At 33.8% G+C, this 22634-nt stretch carries 18 protein-coding genes; 14 read left to right on the top strand and 4 right to left on the bottom strand.

The genetic code is table 11. From position 1 onward, the window contains the following. Positions 1-1143 precede the first annotated feature (1143 nt). The 11 genes from prwr041_RS13590 to prwr041_RS00300 all read left to right on the top strand — a co-directional run bounded on the left by prwr041_RS13590 (position 1144) and on the right by prwr041_RS00300 (position 11934). A complete protein-coding gene (locus prwr041_RS13590; RefSeq protein ID WP_237072262.1) occupies positions 1144-1320 on the top strand; it encodes a hypothetical protein in 177 nt (58 codons plus the stop codon). Positions 1321-1333: 13 nt separating this feature from the next. Then, complete coding sequence (locus tag prwr041_RS00345) at positions 1334-1639, top strand: HigA family addiction module antitoxin (RefSeq protein ID WP_207154376.1); 306 nt, start codon at positions 1334-1336, stop codon at positions 1637-1639. Positions 1640-2082: 443 nt separating this feature from the next. Beyond that, positions 2083-3963: a hypothetical protein gene (locus prwr041_RS00340; protein WP_207154375.1), complete on the top strand. Its 1881-nt coding sequence runs from the start codon at positions 2083-2085 to the stop codon at positions 3961-3963. Between the two features lie 70 nt (positions 3964-4033). Continuing rightward, on the top strand, positions 4034-4606 hold the full coding sequence (locus prwr041_RS00335) for a hypothetical protein (protein ID WP_207154374.1): 573 nt from the start codon (positions 4034-4036) through the stop codon (positions 4604-4606). Positions 4607-4857: 251 nt separating this feature from the next. Continuing rightward, the gene (locus prwr041_RS00330) at positions 4858-5133 is read left to right on the top strand and encodes a hypothetical protein (RefSeq protein ID WP_207154373.1); all 276 of its coding nucleotides are present in this window, start codon (positions 4858-4860) and stop codon (positions 5131-5133) included. Continuing rightward, on the top strand, positions 5133-6242 hold the full coding sequence (gene dcm, locus prwr041_RS00325) for a DNA (cytosine-5-)-methyltransferase (protein WP_207154372.1): 1110 nt from the start codon (positions 5133-5135) through the stop codon (positions 6240-6242). Before prwr041_RS00330 ends, dcm begins: the two co-directional genes overlap by 1 nt. Positions 6243-6244: 2 nt before the next feature. Further along, positions 6245-7954 (top strand): hypothetical protein, encoded by a 1710-nt coding sequence (locus prwr041_RS00320; RefSeq protein ID WP_207154371.1) that lies wholly within the window; start codon positions 6245-6247, stop codon positions 7952-7954. An 8-nt stretch (positions 7955-7962) separates the two neighbouring features. Continuing rightward, positions 7963-10335, top strand: a complete 2373-nt coding sequence (locus prwr041_RS00315) for a restriction endonuclease (protein WP_207154370.1) — start codon at positions 7963-7965, stop codon at positions 10333-10335. Then, positions 10332-10847, top strand: a complete 516-nt coding sequence (locus prwr041_RS00310) for a very short patch repair endonuclease (RefSeq protein WP_207154369.1) — start codon at positions 10332-10334, stop codon at positions 10845-10847. Before prwr041_RS00315 ends, prwr041_RS00310 begins: the two co-directional genes overlap by 4 nt. A gap of 55 nt (positions 10848-10902) precedes the next feature. Next, complete coding sequence (locus tag prwr041_RS00305; RefSeq protein ID WP_207154368.1) at positions 10903-11430, top strand: STM3941 family protein; 528 nt, start codon at positions 10903-10905, stop codon at positions 11428-11430. Positions 11431-11511: 81 nt separating this feature from the next. Continuing rightward, positions 11512-11934 (top strand): GNAT family N-acetyltransferase, encoded by a 423-nt coding sequence (locus prwr041_RS00300; RefSeq protein WP_207154367.1) that lies wholly within the window; start codon positions 11512-11514, stop codon positions 11932-11934. 341 nt (positions 11935-12275) lie between these two features. On the opposite strand, the gene uvrA is transcribed toward prwr041_RS00300, so the two are convergent. Further along, positions 12276-15113, bottom strand: a complete 2838-nt coding sequence (gene uvrA, locus prwr041_RS00295; RefSeq protein ID WP_207154366.1) for an excinuclease ABC subunit UvrA — start codon at positions 15111-15113, stop codon at positions 12276-12278. A gap of 25 nt (positions 15114-15138) precedes the next feature. After that, positions 15139-15837 carry a gliding motility-associated C-terminal domain-containing protein gene (locus tag prwr041_RS00290; RefSeq protein ID WP_207154365.1) on the bottom strand — a complete coding sequence of 233 codons (699 nt, stop codon included), beginning with the start codon at positions 15835-15837 and terminating at the stop codon, positions 15139-15141. A 108-nt stretch (positions 15838-15945) separates the two neighbouring features. On the opposite strand from prwr041_RS00290, the gene prwr041_RS00285 reads away from it, so the two are divergent. From prwr041_RS00285 to prwr041_RS00275, 3 genes are read left to right on the top strand one after another with little or no spacing between them, the layout of a single operon-like run. Then, the gene (locus prwr041_RS00285) at positions 15946-17097 is read left to right on the top strand and encodes a peptidoglycan-binding protein LysM (protein WP_207154364.1); all 1152 of its coding nucleotides are present in this window, start codon (positions 15946-15948) and stop codon (positions 17095-17097) included. 37 nt (positions 17098-17134) lie between these two features. Further along, positions 17135-17905: a porin family protein gene (locus tag prwr041_RS00280; RefSeq protein WP_207154363.1), complete on the top strand. Its 771-nt coding sequence runs from the start codon at positions 17135-17137 to the stop codon at positions 17903-17905. A 7-nt stretch (positions 17906-17912) separates the two neighbouring features. Next, the gene (locus tag prwr041_RS00275) at positions 17913-19421 is read left to right on the top strand and encodes a peptide MFS transporter (RefSeq protein WP_207154362.1); all 1509 of its coding nucleotides are present in this window, start codon (positions 17913-17915) and stop codon (positions 19419-19421) included. A gap of 499 nt (positions 19422-19920) precedes the next feature. Here prwr041_RS00275 and prwr041_RS00270 read toward each other — a convergent pair whose 3' ends face one another. Next, a complete protein-coding gene (locus tag prwr041_RS00270; RefSeq protein ID WP_207154361.1) occupies positions 19921-21234 on the bottom strand; it encodes an MFS transporter in 1314 nt (437 codons plus the stop codon). A gap of 14 nt (positions 21235-21248) precedes the next feature. After that, positions 21249-22634 (bottom strand): MFS transporter, encoded by a 1386-nt coding sequence (locus tag prwr041_RS00265; RefSeq protein WP_207154360.1) that lies wholly within the window; start codon positions 22632-22634, stop codon positions 21249-21251.

Genomic DNA, 22634 nt, shown 5'->3' with positions numbered 1-22634 from the left:
GGATTTGTATAGCATTTTGATGTGCCAATCTTTTCAGTAAAGAATTTCATGCAACTATACTGATTATTAGTAACAGCTTAAAAATGTGTATAGTGTTTCAGAATTTATAACTTCAAATGTTTATAATCAATTCCTATTATAGTCAAAATGTATGAAGTGTAGCGAGAATAAAATCACCAATTTCGGTGCGCCTTTGAGTAATAAGGGCCTTATTACTCTGCAAAGCATGTAGGACAACAGAGTGATTAGGCCCTAATCACTCCCTAAAATGTATAAGAACGGACTTATATACATTAGCTAACGTATTGGATAACAATGCGTTTGGTGAAATCATGTAGGAAACGGCATCAGAAAATTAAAAATTAAAAAATATTTTAGATACTCATGACTCAATTGGTTTCATAATTTTACTATCGTAAAGAACTAAATTTGTGGAGGATCGTGTGCTAATTTTGATAAAGTTATATCGAAATTCCAACTTAATATGGTTAATCGCAGCGCTCACAGCGCTACTTAGCTGCACGGTATGGATTGCAGGATAACAACAGAGGGATGTGCTAAAGCACATCCCTCTTTATTGTTTTGTTTGGTCCCCGCAGATGGAATGATGTTGTCTCACGCAGAGTAAATGCAACAGTGTGCATTTGAGTGAACGGCCTATTCTCTCGCAGATAACGCAGAGGTCGCAGAGGAATGCAGCAAGCTGCATTATTTCGCAGAGAAAGACATATTGTAGTTAATGTTGTTTTTGGTTTTATCTGCGTAATCTGCGAGATCTGCGAGAGACATTGGGTTTTCATTGTGCAATAGCTTGAGTCTTCTTGTGTGATTATTCTCTCGCAGATAGCGCAGATTTACGCAGAGACGAGACATCTGTGTGAATCGGTGAGAGGCTGCACTGAGAATAAAAAATGAGTGAGAAAGGTGTCTTAAATAACTTTAATTAATTCACTTATTTAGTGAATTATTGTAGCCATTATATTATATTTGCAGCGTAAAGATACCGAAAACATGTTAATAGTATATGAAAAAGATTATTTGCGCGAACTCTATGAAGAAGGCAAGTGCAAAAATAAAAAGTTTAGATTTTAGCCGCAGGTAGTTAAGAAATATCAGAAGCGAGTGGATACACTTATTGGCGCTATGCGCATAGAAGATCTTTTCGTACTTAATTCTTTAAACTTCGAATCGTTGGAAAACAGTGAAGAATGCTCTATAAGAGTTGATGGCAAATATCGCTTGGAATTCCGAACACGAATCAAGGATGGAGAGCAACAAATAACGGTATGTGAATTGACTGATTTAACGAATCATTATTAAAAATAGATTTACTATGAACGAGATAAAGAGATTACCAACTCACCCTGGAGATGTGCTCAAAGAAGAACTTGAGAGTAGGGGAATCAGTCAGAAATATTATTCTGAGCTGATAGGAGTTTCTTACACTATGCTCAATGAAATATTAAATGGCAAACGCCCTGTAACTACAGACTTCGCTCTGATAGTAGAGGCTTCGCTAGGTATTAATCCAGAGATGCTTATTAATATGCAGACTCGTTATAATATGGCATTATCTTGTAGAAGCAACAAATTGTCTGAACGACTTGATAATATCAGAAAGATTTGTGCTGTATTATAAAGTGAATAACCTATAAGAATGGTAGATCTCCCGCTGATCTCGTAGAGAAAGACAGTTGTAGCTTATTTGAGTGAACGGCCTATTCTCTCGCAGATAGCGCAGAGGTCGCAGATGAATGCAGCAGGCTGCATTATTTCGCAGAGAAACGGCTAGCGTGGGCTATGGAGCAGCTTTGTTTCTCATAGCGTTACGCAGAGAAAAACACCAGCGGAATAATTTAGTCCTAACTTTTATATCATGTATTGATTTTTTTTGTAATTTTGCGAAAATAATCATATTTGGTAAAGGACATTGAAAAATACAAGATCTAATATCGATGAATTTATTCTGAAATACGTGAATTGTAATATATATGAGATGTAAGGGATATACCCGAAACTCATACAATGCTTAATTGAACAAATATCTAGTTTGAAATTATCACTATAAAATAAAAAGATAAAATGGAAGAAGGAAAGTTGCAAGTTCAGCCTAACATAAAGAAAATCAAATTAAAAGATGGCATAGAACGAGATTACATTGATACTTATGAAAAGTTATATTGGATAGTTAATAAGAGGTTTAAAGAACAGAAGGAAAAGCATCCTAATGCGGAACCAATAATTAATTTCGCAAGGCTTATAATTTCTTTAGATGATAGACTACATCCTGTTCCTTTTTGGATTGGGAATTTATGTGGTAAAATTGAAGGAATAATCAATTTAGGAAAAGAAAGTGATTTAATCCCTGATAAGCGAGGTGGCATATCAGTAAAAGACCAAATACAATTTGAAATAAAGTATAAAATAAGTTTTGCAGATTCTATCATATATTTAATGCAATTTTGGAATACTAAATTCCTTAAATATGTAACTTTTAGTGGAACTAAGTTTCTGGGTTTGTCATATATACAAAATTCAATCTTTTTTGAAGATGTACGTTTTGAAAAAAATGATATTAATCAAAATGTAGATAATGATTACAATTTACCAGTCGATATATGTAATATAATGTTTGTAGGCAATACGTTTAAAAAAACAGTTACTTTTTCTCGTGAAGATTGGAAAGATGCTAGGAAAATTTGCTTTACGGGTAACGTTTATGAAGGCGATGTTTGTTTTATGCATTGTTCATTTTTTGACTATAATAAATATTACTATGATTTCTCTAGTTCAATATTTAAAGGTAGAGTAATAGTATCTAGTGATCTACAGTTACCTAGCAATGAACGCCTTTATAGAAATGATTACTTAAATAACTATAATCTGTTTTCGCACATAAACTTTTTTGGGTCACATTTTCATAAAGAGTTGAATATTAATAATGTTATGATTGGAGATATATGCATGCGAAATTGTCACTTTGATGATAATGTAACTATTTCACTAAATTATTATGATACAATATCTAAATTGGATTTTTCTTTTTCAACAATTAAGAGTCTTTTGTTTATTGATTCTGATTCTGGTGGCATAAATGGCCAGCCTATTAAATTGTCAAATGAAATTTCTTTTTCTAATTCGTTAATAACAAAGGATGCCTTTATATTAATAAGAAATATAAATAATGAAGAATCTATCAAAAGAGCCGGTACGTTAGATTTTAGTTATGCAAATATATTAGGCACTGTAACGATACAAGATTCAAAACTAGATAGAATTAAATTAGACAAATCGACTCTCATAGGTGATATAAATATCGAAAACGTTGAAACTGAATATGATTCTAGGGAGAGCATTGCTAAAATTAAAAATGAGTATTTTCAGAGAAACGATATTGTTAATCTTTTGTTTTATAAAGCAAAAGAAATGAAGTATTACTCGGAACATCTTGATTTTAAATATAAATTTATTACTAATATATTCCGCTGGTTTACAAGAAATTGGTTCTATAATACAATCGGTATCTGTTTTTTGCCAATTTTGCTTTTGTTATCTTTGTTACCAATTAAATCACTAGAGAAAGTTAGAGAATACACTTTGTTGTATCTCAATCGTATTAGTAATTCTTTTGGTATGAGTTGGGGACAAGGTGTGCTATTTACATGCGTCACAGCGTGGCTTTTTTTCGCATTGATTAATACCTGGGGAGTAAAGTCAACGCCTTTATTTGTATGGGGGTGGAATGGATCAGAGAGTTTCGGTGAGGTGTGGAAATACTATCTACATATGTTTTATTTAATAGATTTTAAAGACAAATTTAATGATATAATAAAAGATGGCATAATAAAACATGAAGGCATTAAATTAAATGCACTTGGTGATACTTTATTCTTTGTTTCAAAGATATTTGTTAGTTATGGGATATATCAGACTATTTCAGCCTTTAGAAAGTATGGCAAATAAAGTTTTTGAAGTAGGCTACTACTAGTATACTATACTATACTTTTTGATATAACTTAAATGATAAATTATAATGCGTGAATTAACAAAAAATGAAAAAAGATTAGTTACTGAAATCGTAACAAAATGCGTTCCAGATAGCGAAGTAACTATTGGCGATATAATTATGTCTTTATACGATATAAACTTTATGGATCAATATTTACCAAATTCTTTTGAAGACACTTATTTAGCTAAAGAAGACTACAGTAGTGTGTGCGTCCAATATAAGACTTACAAAGGCAGGAACTTTCAATCAGAAATATACGAAGCGATTGTTCTATTGATTTTTCTTAAACAAGAAGGCTTTATTTTTTTGAACTTTAATTCTATAGTAGATTATTATGCAAAGGGGAAGAAGCATAAAATAAAAGCATCTAGTGATGACGAATATGAGGAAAATCGTATTTATGATGTTTTCCCAAATACTTGTTTATGGGTATTATTTAATAGTTACTGTATTGTTACTAATTCACTGATAGATTATTCAAAAGATTTTAAAACAGAAGAACAGAGGAGATTTAGAACATCTATTCGTTATACATGGATTGCAATCCTAATTTCTTTAATAAGCTGTGTAATTACTTGCTTTATAGGATGTAAATGATTTACATTCATCAACCAAATACGGCAATGATAATAAATATTCAGAGTGTAAATAATGTAACTGCTTAATAGTCATTGCTTACAAAATTTGGACTAATCTGCGAATTTTTAGAAGTTCTTCAACAAGTCTACTAAATCTTGAGTAAGTATCACGTTTAATATTGAAAACTTGTATGATTTTTGTGGTCAAAATTATGTAAATCTCATTTTTTTTTCATAACTTTACACCCTAAATACGTTACATTAAAAATTATGAACTTACCTAAGAATATAACAACAATTCAAGACGTTAAAGATTTTGCCAATTATTTGGTAAACACAGAACATCTTAATTTCAATTCAGATGAAGACTTTAGAAATTACATCAGCTACGAGACGCATAAACCAACATATTCTGAAGCAGAAGCTGTAAAGCGTAATAACCTTATGGAACAATGCTTTAGAGTTTGCGAATCAGAAGAAGTTGATATTTATGAAGTTATGGGAGAATATCTTGTTGAAGCATTAAGTCTTGGAGGTTTTAATTAATGAGAAAGAAATTTAAGTACATTGACCTTTTTGCAGGAATTGGTGGCTTTCATCAAGCCATGCAAAGTGTTGGAGGTGAATGTGTTTTCGCTAGTGAAATAGATAAAAATGCACGTGAAAGTTATGAAGCAAACTATAAATTTGATAGCCCAAATTTATTTGCTGCTGATAATAAATACTTCAATAATGATATAACAAGTGCTTGCCCAGAAGAAATTCCTGATTTTGACGTCTGTTGTGGGGGATTTCCTTGTCAGCCTTTTTCTGTGGCTGGATTAAGAAAAGGTTTTGAAGATACACGGGGTACATTGTTTTTTAATATTGCAAATATAATAAAAAACAAAAAAGAATGTGGGGTTCCCCCTAAAGTTTTATATTTAGAAAACGTTAGAGGATTGAGAACACATGACAATGGAAATACTTTTAAAGTTATTTTAGAAACATTGGAAGAACTTGGATATAAGTATAAATATGATGTTATTAATGCGAAATATTTTGGAGTACCTCAAAATAGGGAGCGTTTATTTATAATTGCTTGGTATCCAAATTTGATTCATGTTGACGATTTTAAATTTCCATTTGGAATTGATATTAATGGTAAAACAATTTTTGAGAAAGATCGCAAATACTTGGTAGAGCATGCAATACCGACTAAAGTCTCAGATGTTTTTGAACCAGAAGAGGTAACTAGAACATTTACAATTTCAGACAGAATGTGGATCGGGCATCAAGAACGAAAAAAGAGAAATAAAGCTAATGGTAAAGGTTTCGGTTATTCTTTATATACAGCTGATAGTGTTTACGCGAGCACGATTTCTGCTAGATATTGGAAAGACGGAAGCGAAATATTAATCGATCAATCTGACCAAGGTTTAAACCCTCGAACTTTAACTCCGGTTGAAGCTGGTAGGTTACAAGGCTACAGAATTATAGGTAATGGTTGGCTTCACCCAGAGCAAGAGAATAACCTCAATTATAATGAAACTAATCCAGAATATAAAATTGTAGTTTCAAAGAAAGAGGCGTATCGTCAATTTGGTAATAGTGTTGCAATTCCTGTTGTTAAACGGCTTGCTCATGAAATTAAAAAACAACTTTTAGATAAATAGCTATGGCACTAATTAATTTAAACTTATTGAAAGATAGACTGGTTAAAGACTATCAAGAAAATTTTGATAGTAAAGACATTGAGATTCCAACCAGCTTTAAAAGTGAAGTTGAAAGTATAGATAATAATGTTATAACTTATTATAAATATAGTGTCAAGATTCATTCAACAAGTAATCTTGATATGTATATTCCAAATCAATGGTTTTATATAGCTTCATTCTTTACGGAATACTATATTGAATTGGAGAAATATAGAGATATCGCATTATCCCTGTACTCAAAAGACGCTTTAAAAGGTCATAATAGTTTATCTCTATCAGATGCTGAAATGAAGAAACTAGATTCATTAGATTTGTTACAAGAAGAGAAGGAATTTATGAATAAATTTATTACCGATTATTCTTGGTGGGGCGGTGGTAAGACTATTGATAGAAATGACTTTTTTGTTTCACCTATAATATATTTTGCAAGTCTTGTTAATGCTACTTCTGGTTATCTGGCAGATATTTGTGCTTTCTTAGCCAAAAAACCAAATTGTGCGAAATTACTACACGATACTAATACAAATAGTAAAATTTTAGAGCATTATACTGCCCCTAATCAGCCTCTTCAGCAAATTTATTATGGTGCACCTGGTACAGGTAAGTCATTTGGAATAAAAACAAAAATAGTTAATAGTAAAAATATTCGCACAATCTTTCATCCAGATAGTGACTATTCAACTTTTGTTGGAGCTTATAAGCCGATAATAGAACCTCGTCCAAGATATGGATTGAATCAAAAAGAAACGGTTAGACTGAAAGATGAGAGCGGAAAACCACTAACAGAAGAAGTCATAACATATAAGTTTGTTCCGCAAGCATTTATAAAAGCATATCTAAAAGCATGGAAGTTAATGGCGGAAGCAAAAGAAAGTGGAGAATCTCCAAAACCATTTTATCTTGTGATAGAGGAAATTAATCGTGGTAACTGTGCGCAAATATTCGGTGATGTATTCCAACTACTTGACCGTAACAGAAACGGATTCTCAAGTTATGAAATAGTTCCAGATAGCGATATTCAAAAATTTTTGAAAGAAGATAATGAACTCGGATTTGGTAAAGGGTTACAGGTGTCTGATGTTGTAAATGATCATGGTGAAATTATTGCTACTAGCGATGAAATTAGGAATGGTGAGAAGTTAGTACTTCCTCCTAATCTCCATATATGGGCAACAATGAATACATCAGATCAGAGCTTGTTCCCGATAGACTCAGCCTTTAAACGTCGATGGGCATGGAAATATGTAAAGATTAAAGACGCTAAGAAAAACTGGACAATAGAGGCTGATGATAAATCCTATGATTGGTATGAATTTATACAAAGTATAAATGAAGTGATAAACAATATGACTTCCTCGGCTGATAAACAGTTGGGGTATTTCTTCTGTAAGGCTAGCAAAAAAGCTAGTGAAACAGACGCAGAGCCAACAATAATCACAGCAGAAACTTTCGTCGGTAAAGTTTTATTCTATCTTTGGAATGACGTGTTTAAGGAATATGGATTTGACAACAGTGAATTATTTAAATTTACAAAAACAGATGAAGGAAAGTCTGTACAAGCTGATCTAACATTTCCTGACTTTTATAATGATGATAACGAAGTAAATGTAGGCATAATGTCGCAATTTATTGATAACGTTCTCGGTTGGAAGTCTGACGAGAATAAATAACATACACTATGCGGATTATATTTGAAGAACACCACTATGCAGCAGCATGTGTACAGAATGAACTTAAAGGCATCTGCACATTGCAGGACGTTGATAAATATATCAGCGTAAGCTATGTGGGCTACTTCTATAATCCTATACCGGAAATCAAGGACTGTGTCTTTATTTTGCCAAAAGTGTTGTTGGAGGATAAAGAGATAACAACTGAAGATGGCAAAAAAACTAAAATAGAAATTATTGCGAATATACCTACGGTAATTGACGAAAATGGAAACGAAAGATGGGTTACACCTGAGGATATAATATCGCCACAAGGGCAAGAGAAGTACCTGCCAAAAGATTATCGAAAGTTCATTTATGAGTTTTCTGTATGGATGTATCGTTCGTTAAATGTTTATAGACAAAATAACAGAGATAGTAAGGCTATTTATTACAAGACTTTACCACAAGAAGGTAGAGGACGTAGACATGAAGCAAGTACCTTTCTTGACATAATATTGTCGCTAATAAGGTTTAACAACGAAAACCAAAACTTCTTTATATATACAATTAAAAATCTGCATAGTGGCCATAATAAGATAAACTGGACTAGAACTATATCAAAATCGCAATGTGTGGTTCAGGGCAATGATGTTGTATATCTGAACCCTGTAAATAAAAAGCGTAAGATAAACTTTGAAGAAGAATTGTTTGTAATCTTCTTTAGCATACTCTATTATCTTAATGACAATTATGGATTTAAAGCTCATATAAACTGCAACTATGATTTGCTTATTGGCAAACAGTTCAACTTGTATCTTAGGGGATTGGGTAAAGTAAGGCTGCGCCAAATAAGATATAAATATTTCTCAGACAAGACATTACAGTTGTGGGATTTATGCTATGCCTTTTTTGAATATGCCTATAAGATTAATGTAAACATGAACCAACATGAGTACTTGTTGGCAAAGAGCTTCGAGCACGTGTTTGAAGCTATGATAGATGATTTGATTGGTGATACAGACATTCCTAAGGGATTGAAGGAACAATATGATGGAAAACTTGTTGACCATATGTATATTTATGATGATTTGGTAAAAAGCGATGACGATGATCAAAAAGATATTTATTATATTGGTGATTCTAAATATTATAAAAATGGGCACAATCTAGGTAAAAAGTCTATTTATAAGCAATATACTTATGCCCGAAATGTGATTCAGTGGAACATTGATCTGTTTGCTAATAAGAATGAATATGACGAAGAAGAAAGGTATAAACAGATTCGTCTACGTAATGATGATAGTGATCCGTTGACTGAAGGATATAACGTGATACCAAATTTCTTCATATCTGCTTATGTAAACAAAGATCATTCTTATGTTGAGAAAGACAATATCAAGATACATTTAAACGGAAAGGAAAAGGAACATAGTACAGATGTATCAAGTCAGTTTGAGGATAGACTATTTGATAGAGACACGCTTATTCTATCTCACTATGATGTAAATTTCTTATATGTGATTTACTTGTATTCTCGAAATAAGAGTTCTGAAAAAAGTACGTGGAGAAGTAAAGTTAGACAACTGTTTCGCGATGAAATAAGAAATGTTCTTCAGAATAAGTATAAATTCTACGCAATGAAGAGTAAAGGAAATCCGATAGCTGGAGAAGAGTTTATAAAGGAGCATTTCAAGGAATTGCAAGGTAAATTATATCGTCCGTATGTTGATAATAATCTATATGCGCTTGCTCTTAGCACGGAAACGAATACCAATCCAACAGAAAATGATGCTTATAAATTGTTAAGTGAGTTTTTTATAATTGATGAAGTTACGTTGGGTGATAATCCTCAAAAGAGTCTTGAAAAGAAAGTGCAACAATACCAAATTGATCACCCTTATACTAATGTTCCTCAAGAATGGTTGGCTGAGTATCATATTGAGAGATATATTAATGATTATTTTGTTGTGGGAATGTATCATGATCAGGAGCATTGGGATTGGATAACAGGCAAGAACGATAAAGGAACTTTGATATATAATGTTCGTCTTGATTCTGGAAGAAATGGTGCACAGAAAAAAAGCCATATAAGAAAGTTAAGACCTAAATTTGCTATACTCTATGAAGAAAATCACGAGGCAGAAAATAATTATCATGTTTTCCGAATTCATGATTATGCGATAATGTCACAGGAAAGAATGGAGAAGGCTTTATATCCATCTAATCATGGAGGACCAAAGGGGGAATATTTTGTATTCCGTTTTGATGATGAGGTTTCTTTTGGAAAAATAGATATAAACAAATTGATTCTATCTCGTAGTCAAGATACAGCTAATGCATATATTAAAGGTGAACCTATCTTTGCTACGGGCAGTGAACTGTTAGAGTTTAAACCATGATAGCTTCTTCACGTTCATATAACATGTCACGAATCCGTTCCAAGGATACAAAGCCTGAGCTGATTGTGAGGCATTGGCTTTGGAGTCATGGTTATAGGTATCGTAAGAATGTGAAACGATTACCAGGAACTCCAGATATTGTGTTGAGAAAATATAGTATATGCATTTTTGTTCACGGCTGTTTCTGGCACGGACATGGTCACATAACATATCCTAAAACAAACGCTGAGTTTTGGAGAAACAAGATTGAACGCAACAAACAACGGGATGATGAAGATAAGCAGAAACTGCTTGGCATGGGTTGGAACGTCATAACTGTTTGGGAATGTCAACTGAAGAAAGATAAGCTAGAACAATCAATGCGAGAAGTTGTATATTGGATAAATCACTCTTTACTTCTCAAATCTGGCGATAGATTCAGCATGCACATTGCTGCAACTTATAACTTAGATAAAGGGGAAACTGGTATTGATATTGCTGCAGAACCCGAACCGAATGGCTATAAGGAATAGAACAGCTTGAATAGTAAACATTTTTATTTATAACCTAAATTGATAAAATAATCAGATGGAGAATAAAACATATAAGATTTTTTATACATGGAAGATGATATTGATTTCATTTCTATGTGTGTTGTTAGGGGTCGTGGCATTTATAATGGCTATTGGTAAAAGCTGGTCATATTTTCATGATATATTTATGGGCGTAGCCGGAATCGTTCTTTTCATTGTTGGATTGTTTATGATCATGTATATTTTCTATTCTTATATTTACCATATTCCAGTATTCGAAATTTGTGAAGACCGCATCAGAACGTATTCTTTATTTAAGAACAAACACGTAGACTTGATGTTTGAAGATGTTGAGAATTTCCAACTTTATAGTTATAAACATAACAAGCAAATAAGGATCATATATACAAAATCTGGTTATAGTAAGCTTGTAGAAAAATCAGGTATAGTGAAACAGAAACTCATAAAGTTTAATGTTGGCTTGACAGGCACTGTGGGAAGTATTAATGTATCTAATATGTCTATGAAGCCTAAAGAGATTTATGCAATACTTACAGAGCAACTTAGAAAATATAAAGAATAAACATTATATCACATAGGGTATGTTTATCATGTATAACTAGTATAATATACCCTTAAAGGTATAAAACAATAATTGCAACTTATGAATTTGAGAATACAACTTGATACTACAAATATAGATTGGAATGTGGTGGTAGACATCCTACAAAAGGCTGGGATGGCTAACCGCACAGCTGAAATACATCAACGGGCATTTAATAATAGTCATACTGTTGTTTTTGTGTTCGATGCAGATAATCTGGTAGGCTTTGGAAGAGCAATATCTGATGGCGAGTATCAAGCCGCTATATATGATGTAGCTGTTCTGCCAAGTTACCAAGGTAAAGGAATTGGTAAAACAATTGTCCGTAGTATAGTTGGGAATATACCTAACTGTAGTTTTATTTTATATGCTTCTCCTGGAAAAGAAAAGTTTTATGAAAAGGAAGGCTTCAGGAAGATGAAAACTGGTATGGCTTTATTTGTTGATGCTGAAAAGATGAAAGATAAAGGTTTTATAAAATAGTAAAATAACGACTTACATAACAATGGAATAATACGATAAAAACTTAAGATGATATGTCAATATGTAATGTATGTCATCTTAAGTCTTTAAGATATCACTCCATAAAATGCTAATACAATTTATTAAACTAAAAGTTTTATATACTTAATATAAATGCTTTCTGTTTAATGTTTTGAATTATTGATATCCGATAAAACAAGTAATAATAAAATGTATACTTTTGCCCATGTGTTAGATTTATTTTGTGGTAAAGGCAAAGATAGCACAAAAAAGGCTGAACTCAGAAATGAATTCAGCCTTTTTTGTTATTATTCAAAAAGTTTTATCGGATAACAATAATTTTATTTATGTTTACTTTTAAGTACTTGTTTCAGGAATTTCGGCGTATAACCTTTGTTACTTTTGATAATATCTTCAGGTGTTCCTGTTGCTAGAATAGTTCCTCCATTTCTGCCACCTTCAGGACCGACATCAATAATATAGTCTGCAAGTTTAATGACATCCATATTATGTTCTATGACGATAACCGTATTTCCTCTGTCTGTGAGTTTTTGAAGTACATCCATAAGTATTCTGATATCCTCAAAGTGCAGTCCGGTGGTTGGTTCGTCAAGAATGTATAGCGTCTTGCCTGTATCTTTCTTCGCAAGTTCCGTGGCTAGTTTAACACGTTGGCTTTCACCTCCTGAAAGGGTAGTGGAACTTTGACCTAGTTTTATATATCCTAATCCCACATCTTGTAGCGTCTTTATTTTAGGCAATATGCTAGGTACGTTCTCAAAGAAATCTACGGCCTGATTGATTGTCATGTCAAGAACATCTGCAATTGATTTTCCTTTAAATCTTACTTCAAGGGTTTCTCTATTATATCTTTTACCATGACAAACCTCACAAGGTATCATTACATCAGGAAGAAAGTTCATTTCTATAGTCTTGTATCCATTACCACCACAAGCCTCACATCTGCCACCTTTTACGTTAAAAGAAAATCTTCCAGGTTTATAACCTCTTATCATTGCTTCAGGAAGGTTTACGAATAAACTCCTGATTTCACTGAATACGCCTGTATAAGTTGCAGGATTGCTTCTTGGAGTTCTTCCGATAGGACTTTGATCTACATTTACAATCTTGTCAATATTATCAATACCGCTGATTTTATCATACTTCATCGGTTTTTTAAGAGATCTGTAGAAATGATGAGAGAGGATAGGCTGCAAAGTCTCATTTATAAGAGTAGACTTACCTGATCCTGATACACCGGAAACTACGATAAGTTTACCAAGTGGGAACTCAACATTAACGTTTTTAAGATTATTTCCCTTTGCTCCATATATCTTAATGCTCTTTCCATTGCCTTTTCTTCTTATTTCTGGAATTGCAATTTGTCGCTCACCGTTTAGATAGTCTGCGGTTATGGTGTGTTTCTTCAACATTTCTTCAGGAGTTCCCTGAAATACAACTTCACCACCTTTTCTTCCAGCTTCTGGTCCAATATCAATAATCCAGTCAGCTGCACGCATCATGTCTTCATCATGTTCGACGACAATGACCGTGTTTCCAAGGTCGCGGAGTTCCTTAAGAGATTTAATCAGTCGGTCGTTATCACGTTGGTGCAAACCAATACTAGGCTCGTCAAGTATGTAAAGTACGTTAATCAACTGACTACCAATTTGAGTCGCAAGTCTAATTCTTTGGCTTTCGCCTCCGGACAGAGTTGCGCTTTGCCTATTTAGTGATAAATAGTCAAGTCCGACTTCTAATAAAAATGACACACGTGTCTTTATTTCCTTTATAATTTCTTTTGCAATTCTTTTCTGCTGAGGTTCAAGATGTTCTTCAACATGATCAAGCCAGTCTTTAAGATCATTGATATCCATGCTGGCTACTTCTGTGATATTTTTATCCCAAATCTTATATGAAAGAGCCTCTTTGTTTAATCTTTGTCCTTTACATACTGGACACTCTGTTGTTGCAAGAAATTGGTCTGCCCATTTCTTGCCAGATGTAGAATCATCATTTTCGATTACAGTTTGAAGATATTTTATAATACCGTCAAAATTAACGAAATAGTCTGATGTTGTATGTACTAAGCTTTTGTCAATCTTTACATTTTCAAGACTACCATATAAAATTTCATCTACAGCTTCCTGAGGAATGTCCTTAAATGGAGTCTTAATATTGCAATCATATTTGTGCAAGATAGAATCTATCTGCCAAAATATCATTTGATTTTTGTATTTACCGAGCGGAATTATAGCACCATCATGAATGTTTATTTTCGTGTCGGGAATAACTTTCTTGAGATCTATCTCATTTACATATCCTAAACCTTTGCAATGAGGGCATGCTCCTTCAGGGGAATTAAATGAGAATATATTTGGTGCAGGGTCTTTGTATGATATACCAGATGTGGGACACATGAGCCTTTTAGAAAAATATTTAACTTCATCTGTGTCTTTGTCCAAGATCATGATTAGTCCATCACCTTGTTTCATGGCAGTCTGAATACTCTTGGTGAGTCTTTCCTGTGATACATCCTCAACTTTCATCTTGTCAATTACGACTTCAATGCTGTGGTTTTTGTATCTATCCGTTTTCATTCCACGGACCAAATCCTTTATCTCACCATCAACTCTGATATACAGATAACCTTTTCTGCGCATACTTTCAAACAGTTCGCGATAGTGACCTTTACGGTTTCTAACTAATGGAGCAAGTATAAAGATTCTTTTTTCAGAATAGTTATCGGTAATCATTTCAATAACCTTTTCCTCTGTGTACTTGACCATTTTTTCGCCAGTCACGTAACTGTAGGCTGTGCCTGCACGTGCATATAGAAGTCTTAAGTAGTCATAAATTTCTGTCGTAGTACCAACGGTAGAACGTGGATTTTTATTTGTTGTCTTCTGTTCTATGCTGACAACTGGGCTTAATCCAGTAATCTTGTCAACATCAGGTCTTTCCATGTTGCCAAGAAAATTGCGGGCGTAAGCCGAGAAAGTTTCAATATATCTTCTTTGTCCTTCAGCAAATATAGTATCGAAAGCAAGCGAAGACTTGCCTGAACCCGAAAGACCAGTGATGACAGTTAGTGAATTGCGGGGAATCTCTACGTCTACATTCTTAAGATTGTGGACTCTTGCTCCCCATACATTTATCTTTTTATCTTCTCTTTCCATAAAGAGCTAATACTATTAATTTTTATTATTCGTTATTTGCTGTGCCCGACGATTCTGTATAGCCACGAAGAATATTAACATCTCGTTTGATGTTGTACTTCTTTCCGTCAGCACCTGTAGCTTTTACCAAAACAAAATATACGCCGTCTTTGACGTCTTTACCATTGTATTTTCCGTTCCAACCATCATTTATGTCATTCCATTCATATAGTTTTTGTCCCCATCGGTTAAATATATATGCATGAAAATCAATAATACTCTGATAGTTACTTTTTGCTTTATATATATCATTAATGCCATCTCCGTTTGGGGAAAAAGCATTAGGCATTTCTAGTCTACTTGTTGATAATGTGATAGTTAAAGGGTCTGATGTTATTTCTTTAACATTACTTCCATTGGTAAATTTGGCATAAAGAACAATGTTATGAGTGCCAGATTTTGTAAACGTATATTTTGTATCCTGTTCATATCTTATCAAGTATGGAATCGTATCATTTTCTGTTGTGAATCTCCACTCGTAATATGTTGTCCATCCATCAATATTCTCTGGCTGTGCATAAAAGGTAGCTGTTACAGGTGCAGAACCATCATAGTTTCCTGTTGTTTCTTTTTCCTCAGAATCTATAATTGTTACCGTCGGTGATACAATGGGAATAATGTCCGCCAATGCAGTGCTGACGGTAATAATGCATAATAACAATACTATTGATTTCTTAATTTTCATTCCCTATTATATATATTTGTGCAAAGTTACTAAAAAGATAACACATCAGATGTGGTATAATGACATATTTTTTGTATTTTTGCACTTGCAAGTTAAAATTTAAAGATTATGAGACATTTTTACAGAAATATACTACTTGTTGTCTTGTTGTTTTCAAGCAATGTAATTTGGGCTGCCGATAACAAGATGGAGAGTCCTAAAAGTAAGAATTCTATCTCTGTAGGTGTAATGCTACCACTGCATAATGTAGATGGCGACGGCCGTAGGATGATTGAATATTATCGTGGTATTCTTATGGCATGTGATCAATTGAAGTTGGAAGGATTTCATATTGATGTTCATGCATGGAATGTACCAATTGATGCAGATATCAAACAAATTTTATTGAATAATTACGCTAATAAATGTGATTTGATTTTTGGACCGTTATATTCAAAACAAGTAAAGCCTCTTTCTGAATTTTGCAAGGCATATAATATCAAACTTGTAATTCCATTCTCAATAACAGGTAATGATGTTGTTAATAATCCGAATATATTTCAAGTATATCAGGATAATTTAAGTTTAAATACCTCTGCGATTAATTCCTATATTGAACGCTTCAGCGACAGTCATCCTGTATTTATTGATTGTAATGATTCTACTAGTCGAAAGAGTAATTTTACATCAAACCTTCGTAAAGTGCTTGAGGCTAAACGTATAGCGTATAATATCACGAATATAAAGTCTTCTGATGAGTCTTTTGCTAAGGCGTTTAGTCGCAATAAACATAATGTTGTGATTCTAAATTCTGATCATTATAAGGAACTTAGTGCTGCGATAGCAAAACTTGACAAAATGTCATCACTTTATCCTGGATTTGTAGTTAGTATGTTTGGTTATACAGAATGGCTTATATATGCTAATTATGAGTTCAATAATTTCTGTAGATACGATACTTATATACCAACTGTGTTTTATCATAATCAATATTCTGCAGCTACAACATCATTGGAGAAAAGCTACAGAGGGTGGTTTAAGGAAGAAATGCAGCCAGCACAGCCTCGTTTTGCAATTACAGGTTATGATCATGCTCAGTTCTTTATAAGAGGCATCGCTAAATATGGAAACAAGTTTGTCGGAAGCAAATCACAAAATGTATATTCTTCACTGCAAACTCCTTTGTGTTTTGAGAAATTAGGTAAAGGAGGTTATGTGAATAACAGTTTTATGCTGATACATTATTTATATAATCACAGTATAGAAAGTCTTGCTTATTAATAAATAGAGAGTGATTTTCATGTATCATTGGTTAAATATGAAAACTAAACAAAAAATACTGTCAGGCGTATTCCTAATCCTATTTGGAGTCTTGCCTTCACATGCTCAGATAGGAGAGCACCGAGATGAATTTTCCATTGGTGTGAGCGGGGGATATGTTATGAGTAACGTGGCTTTCGTACCTAAAGTTAATCAAGGATATCATGGTGGAATTACCGGCGGTATATCTGTGCGTTATAAAAGTGAAAAATATTTCAATACTATTTGCTCTGTAGTGGGCGAGATAAACTATTCTCAGATAGGATGGAAAGAAAGTATTCTGGATACTAATAATCAACCTGTAATAAATGCAAAAACAGGATTGGCTGAAAAATACAGTCGAACATTGAACTATATTCAAGTTCCGGTTTTAGCACACTTAGCATGGGGAAAGGAATATAAAGGTATGCAGTTCTTTATAAATCTTGGTCCTCAATTTGGCTATTTGATTAGTGAGAGTACTGATATGAACTTTGAATTAAGTAGCCGTAACACTACAGCACGAGTGAATCCTGTAATAGCTCAAGATTCAATGAATGTTGAGAATAAGTTTGATTATGGAATAGCCGTTGGTGGTGGACTTGAATATAGTCATCCTAAAATTGGACATATCCTTTTAGAAGCTCGTTATTACTATGGGCTGGCTAATATATATGGTTCGTCTAAACGTGATTATTTTTCAAAATCGAATATCGGAAATATAGTTATAAAGGCTACTTATTTATTTGATATTTCTAAAACAAAGAAGTCAACAATAAAATCTAAATAAAAATATTATGTTTGAAAATCAACCAAAAGGGCTGTTTGCCCTAGCATTGGCTAATACCGGAGAACGATTCGGATATTATACTATGCTTGCTATCTTTGTTCTTTTCCTGCAATCAAACTTCGGATGGGGTGAGGGACTTGCCGGAACAGTTTATTCAACTTTCCTTATGTTAGTTTATTTCCTTCCTATAGTTGGTGGAGCTATGGCTGATAAGATTGGTTACGGTAAGTGTGTAACATTTGGCATTATAATTATGTTTCTTGGGTATTTCTTATTGGCTATACCCGCAGGTGCAGGTGCATTGGCAATAACAATTATGTCAGGTGCGTTGCTTATGATATGTATTGGAACAAGCTTGTTCAAGGGAAATCTTCAGGTAATGGTAGGTAACCTTTATGATGATGCAAAGTATTCTGGTCAGCGTGATTCAGGTTTCTCTATATTCTATATGGCTATAAATATAGGCGCATTGTTTGCACCAACAGCTGCATTGAAAATTATTGATTGGGCAGAAAAGTCTCTTGGTGCATCTGAGCAGACAGCCTATCATTACGCATTTGGAGTTGCTTGTATTTCTCTTATTATATCTATAGCAATTTATTATGGTTTCCGTTGGACATTTGCTAATGTTGATAATCATAAAGCAAAGAGCGAATCTTCTGTTGAAGATAAAAAAGTTGAAACAGAAGAAGATGCTGCCGATACAAGATCTCGTCTTGTAGCTTTGTTTCTTGTATTTGCTGTTGTTGTTTTCTTCTGGATGGCTTTCCATCAGAATGGACTTACTTTGACATACTTTGCACGTGACTTCGTAAAAACAAGTAGCACTGGTATAGAAGGAATGATGTTTAGTGTTACGAATCTCGTAGCTGTTATCTTTATAATTTATTCTTTGTTCTCTTTGTTCCAGAGCAAAAAAATGAGTGGCAAATTGATTTCTGCTTTGATTATACTAGCATCTGCTGGTTATCTTTACTATGATTATACTCAATTACCAATTAGTGGTGTTGAAATTTCTGCACCAATCTTCCAGCAGTTTAATCCTAGTTTTGTTGTAGCATTAACTCCTATAAGTATGGCTTTGTTTGGTTGGCTTGCTACAAAGGGCAAGGAACCTTCTGCTCCACGCAAAATAGGTTACGGTATGCTTGTTGCTGGTTTGGGATATGTTGTTATGATAATGGCATCAATAGGCTTAAGCTACAATCTTACAGATGCTCAGCGCGTTTCTCCAAATTGGTTGGTAAGCACATATTTAATACTTACATTTGCAGAGCTTTTGCTTTCTCCAATGGGTATATCTTTTGTAAGTAAGGTTGCTCCTGAGAAGTATAAAGGTGTAATGATGGGATGTTGGTTTGGTGCTACTGCTATAGGAAACTTCCTTGTTCAGATTCCTGCATATCTTTGGAAGGTTGTTCCATTGACATACGTATGGGGTGTGCTTGTAACTTTATGTTTAGCTTCTTTCATTTTCATCTTTGCTGTAATGAAGAAGTTAGAGAAGGTTTGCTAATATAATATTCTTAAATTAAAATATAGTCCCAATGATATAAAAATGTCATTGGGATTTTTTTTATCTATCCGCTTAACCTTTCATGAGCAAACTTTTTCATCTAACAGTAAAAGTTTTTTAATGCTACTAATGTCACTAACCCTTTATTTATAAGGGGTAGGCGAGTGATATTATATGTAGGAAACGGCATTAAAAAGTTCACAAAAAAAGTTTTTCATTATTTAGTGGGTTGTCTATATCGCTGAGAGCAGAACCTTAGTGTTCATGACTATAGATAGCTGAATTAAAGATGTACAGAATACTCTTCCAGAACACAAAGATTATTCTTATCTGTCGCTGTATGAACTACATAAACAAAATGTGTTTAAAAGAAAAATTCATTGAACCTTTAACGTTCGCTAGACCTAATGTTCGAAATGTAGATGAGGTTTCCTCACATCGGAACGTAAACTCGTTAAGTTATTGCTATTTCTAAACTTTTAGAGAACTGTAATAATCTTTATTTCTTAATCTTGCAAGCAACAATAGTTGCGAAAACAGCGAAGACAATGAATATTATTATTCCTGGTGTGTAGTTAATCTTTCCATTATAATTGGTAACAATATTTCCTACAGTCATTGGTACAAGCATTAATCCTAGATTCTGTATATAATAAATTATGCTATAAGCAGTACCAAGTTGTTTTAATGGTACAAGTTTGGGTACCGTGGGCCAGAGGACGCTAGGAACTAATGAAAAGGCGATTCCCATCATTATCATTATTATTATAGGCATCCATGCTGTTCCTGCTCCAATAGGTGAAAGAAGAAGCAATAATGATACTACTACAATAAGACAACCTGCAACGAGAAGTCTTCTTGCATATCCATATTTATCGTTTATATATCCGAATAGCGGTGTAAGAATAATTGTACCATAAGGGAGAATAGATGTAATCCATCCGGCAGCTATTACATTCATGTCGTATTTCTCCACTATTATGTCTGTAGCAAACTTTAGAAAAGGTCTTATGCTACTGTAAAAGCTTACACAGAGTAGGGCGATAAACCAAAAATCAATATTTTTTAATAATGTTAAAATGGATTTTATGCTATATGGTTCCTTGTCATCTTCAGTATCAATATTTCTTTCCTTTATTATTCCGTCGAATTTCAAATTATAAATAATAAAAAAAATGAAACCAAATAACAGAAGAATTGTGCCAACTAATAACGATGCTTGAATACCTCCGAAATTCATAGCAATAATAGGACTGAAACTTATAGCGCTGGCAGTTCCAAGTCTTGCAAGAGCAACTTGTATTCCCATTGCAGATGCAAGTTCATGCCCTGTAAACCATTTTGTAATAACCTTAGAAACCGTGATACCTGTGATGTCGCATCCGACTCCGAAAATTCCGAATCCTAATGCTGCTATCAGTACCTGTAATTTTATATGTTGAGGGATAAGTCCGAATAAGGTTAGTTTTAAATCAGTATAGTCTAGTGCAGATATGTATTTTATGGCAATAAAGTTTATCAAGGCACCACAGAACATCATTCCCGTTGCAAGGATGCCAGTGAAGCGAATTCCCATTTTGTCAAGGATGATGCCACCAAAGAATAGCATGAAAAGAAATATGTTGAATATACTGTAGCTTCCTGCATAGAATCCATATTCTGCAGTTGTCCAATTCATGCCTCCTTGTTCTAAGGGAGATTTAAGGTTCGTAGTAAGTGGGGAAACAACATCCCAAAATACATATCCCATCATCATAATAATCGCTACGATTAACAGAACAGTCCATCTGGTGGTTTTGTTGTTTCCCCACATAATATATGTCTAATTTATTTTTTTATATTGGCTTTTTGCAATCCGTAGTTTTTCTTCTTGTCGATTATCATGAGAATAGTCGCTACTACAACTGCTGCTGCACCAAATCCTGCAAATATACTCATTGAAGTTGTATATGTGGGATCATAGTCGTTTACTTTTCCTATCAATACAGGTACCAAGGCAAGTCCGATATTCTGTATATAGAATATTATGGCATAAGCACTTCCTAATAGCTTCATTGGAATAATCTTAGGTACACTTGGCCACATTGCTGAAGGTACAAGTGAAAAAGCAACTCCCAAAGTAACCATCATAATAACAGCAAACCATCCATAAGGAAGAATGTGTAGAGCAAAGATTATATGAATGATTGTAAGCATTATACTTCCAATAAGCATAAGTGTTGCACCTTTACCAACCTTGTCATAGATTGTTCCGAACAGTGGAGTAAGGAATATGGTTCCGAACGGGATAAGGCCTGGTAGGATACCTGCAAAACGTTCGCTAACACCATAATTGGCAACCATTAGTTTTGTTGCAAATTTCAGGAATGGGAACACTCCACTGTAGAACAACATACAAAGTAATGTTATGCACCAGAAGCCTGGGTTTGAGAATATCAATTTTAAATCCTTGAAACGGAATTGTTCGCTTTCATCAGGTTCATCAGGAGAGTTTCTTTCTTCGCGTCCAGCTTCTTCCACAGATTTGCTGAGTTTCTTATCCATGACATTGTATACGAGAAAAGATAGTGCACCAATAATTAGTAGTACGGCACCAAGAAGTACAGGTGCACTTACTTTATTATGAAATGCATTAGCTACAGGTAATGATATCATCATGGCACCGGCTGTACCTAAACGTGACAATGCAACCTGAATTCCCATTGCTAGCGCGAGTTCATGACCATTAAACCATTTAGTGATAATCTTTGATACTGTTATTCCACAGATCTCACATCCCATTCCAAATATAGAGAATCCCAAAGATGCTACTGCCGCTGACATCGGAATGTCAAAGTTTATAGCGCTTATTGTGAAATGCTGATTACCGAAATCAGTCGATACACCAATATATTTAATGATAACACCGATTACCATAAAGCTGCATGACATCAAACCGGTAAAACGAATTCCCATTTTATCCAAAATGATACCTCCTAAGAAAAGCATCAATAGGAATACGTTAATATAACTGTATGAGCCTGCAAAGAATCCATAATCAGATGAAGACCATCCTAGTCCGCCTTCTGCTGTGGTTTTTGTGAGCAAAACTTCCAATGGTGACATCACATCTGTAATGAAATATCCCATCATCATTGTAAATGAAACTATCAGAAGTGCTGTCCATCGTGCACTTGAAGAATCACTAAGTATTTGTCTTATTTTCTCTCCCAT

It is taken from the genome of Prevotella herbatica (genome assembly GCF_017347605.1).
In the GTDB taxonomy this organism is placed as follows: domain Bacteria; phylum Bacteroidota; class Bacteroidia; order Bacteroidales; family Bacteroidaceae; genus Prevotella; species Prevotella herbatica.
The sequence above is the reverse complement of the archived record's forward strand: the minus strand, read 5'-3'. Positions and strand labels throughout refer to the sequence as shown.

Excerpts from the sequence above, each read along its gene's own strand:
- prwr041_RS13590 (WP_237072262.1), top strand. The coding sequence starts at position 1,144 with ATGCGCATAGAAGATCTTTTCGTACTTAATTCTTTAAACTTCGAATCG.
- prwr041_RS00345 (WP_207154376.1), top strand. The coding sequence starts at position 1,334 with ATGAACGAGATAAAGAGATTACCAACTCACCCTGGAGATGTGCTCAAA.
- prwr041_RS00340 (WP_207154375.1), top strand. The coding sequence starts at position 2,083 with ATGGAAGAAGGAAAGTTGCAAGTTCAGCCTAACATAAAGAAAATCAAA.
- prwr041_RS00335 (WP_207154374.1), top strand. The coding sequence starts at position 4,034 with ATGCGTGAATTAACAAAAAATGAAAAAAGATTAGTTACTGAAATCGTA.
- prwr041_RS00330 (WP_207154373.1), top strand. The coding sequence starts at position 4,858 with ATGAACTTACCTAAGAATATAACAACAATTCAAGACGTTAAAGATTTT.
- dcm (WP_207154372.1), top strand. The coding sequence starts at position 5,133 with ATGAGAAAGAAATTTAAGTACATTGACCTTTTTGCAGGAATTGGTGGC.
- prwr041_RS00320 (WP_207154371.1), top strand. The coding sequence starts at position 6,245 with ATGGCACTAATTAATTTAAACTTATTGAAAGATAGACTGGTTAAAGAC.
- prwr041_RS00315 (WP_207154370.1), top strand. The coding sequence starts at position 7,963 with ATGCGGATTATATTTGAAGAACACCACTATGCAGCAGCATGTGTACAG.
- prwr041_RS00310 (WP_207154369.1), top strand. The coding sequence starts at position 10,332 with ATGATAGCTTCTTCACGTTCATATAACATGTCACGAATCCGTTCCAAG.
- prwr041_RS00305 (WP_207154368.1), top strand. The coding sequence starts at position 10,903 with ATGGAGAATAAAACATATAAGATTTTTTATACATGGAAGATGATATTG.
- prwr041_RS00300 (WP_207154367.1), top strand. The coding sequence starts at position 11,512 with ATGAATTTGAGAATACAACTTGATACTACAAATATAGATTGGAATGTG.
- uvrA (WP_207154366.1), bottom strand. The coding sequence starts at position 15,113 with ATGGAAAGAGAAGATAAAAAGATAAATGTATGGGGAGCAAGAGTCCAC.
- prwr041_RS00290 (WP_207154365.1), bottom strand. The coding sequence starts at position 15,837 with ATGAAAATTAAGAAATCAATAGTATTGTTATTATGCATTATTACCGTC.
- prwr041_RS00285 (WP_207154364.1), top strand. The coding sequence starts at position 15,946 with ATGAGACATTTTTACAGAAATATACTACTTGTTGTCTTGTTGTTTTCA.
- prwr041_RS00280 (WP_207154363.1), top strand. The coding sequence starts at position 17,135 with ATGAAAACTAAACAAAAAATACTGTCAGGCGTATTCCTAATCCTATTT.
- prwr041_RS00275 (WP_207154362.1), top strand. The coding sequence starts at position 17,913 with ATGTTTGAAAATCAACCAAAAGGGCTGTTTGCCCTAGCATTGGCTAAT.
- prwr041_RS00270 (WP_207154361.1), bottom strand. The coding sequence starts at position 21,234 with ATGTGGGGAAACAACAAAACCACCAGATGGACTGTTCTGTTAATCGTA.
- prwr041_RS00265 (WP_207154360.1), bottom strand. The coding sequence starts at position 22,634 with ATGGGAGAGAAAATAAGACAAATACTTAGTGATTCTTCAAGTGCACGA.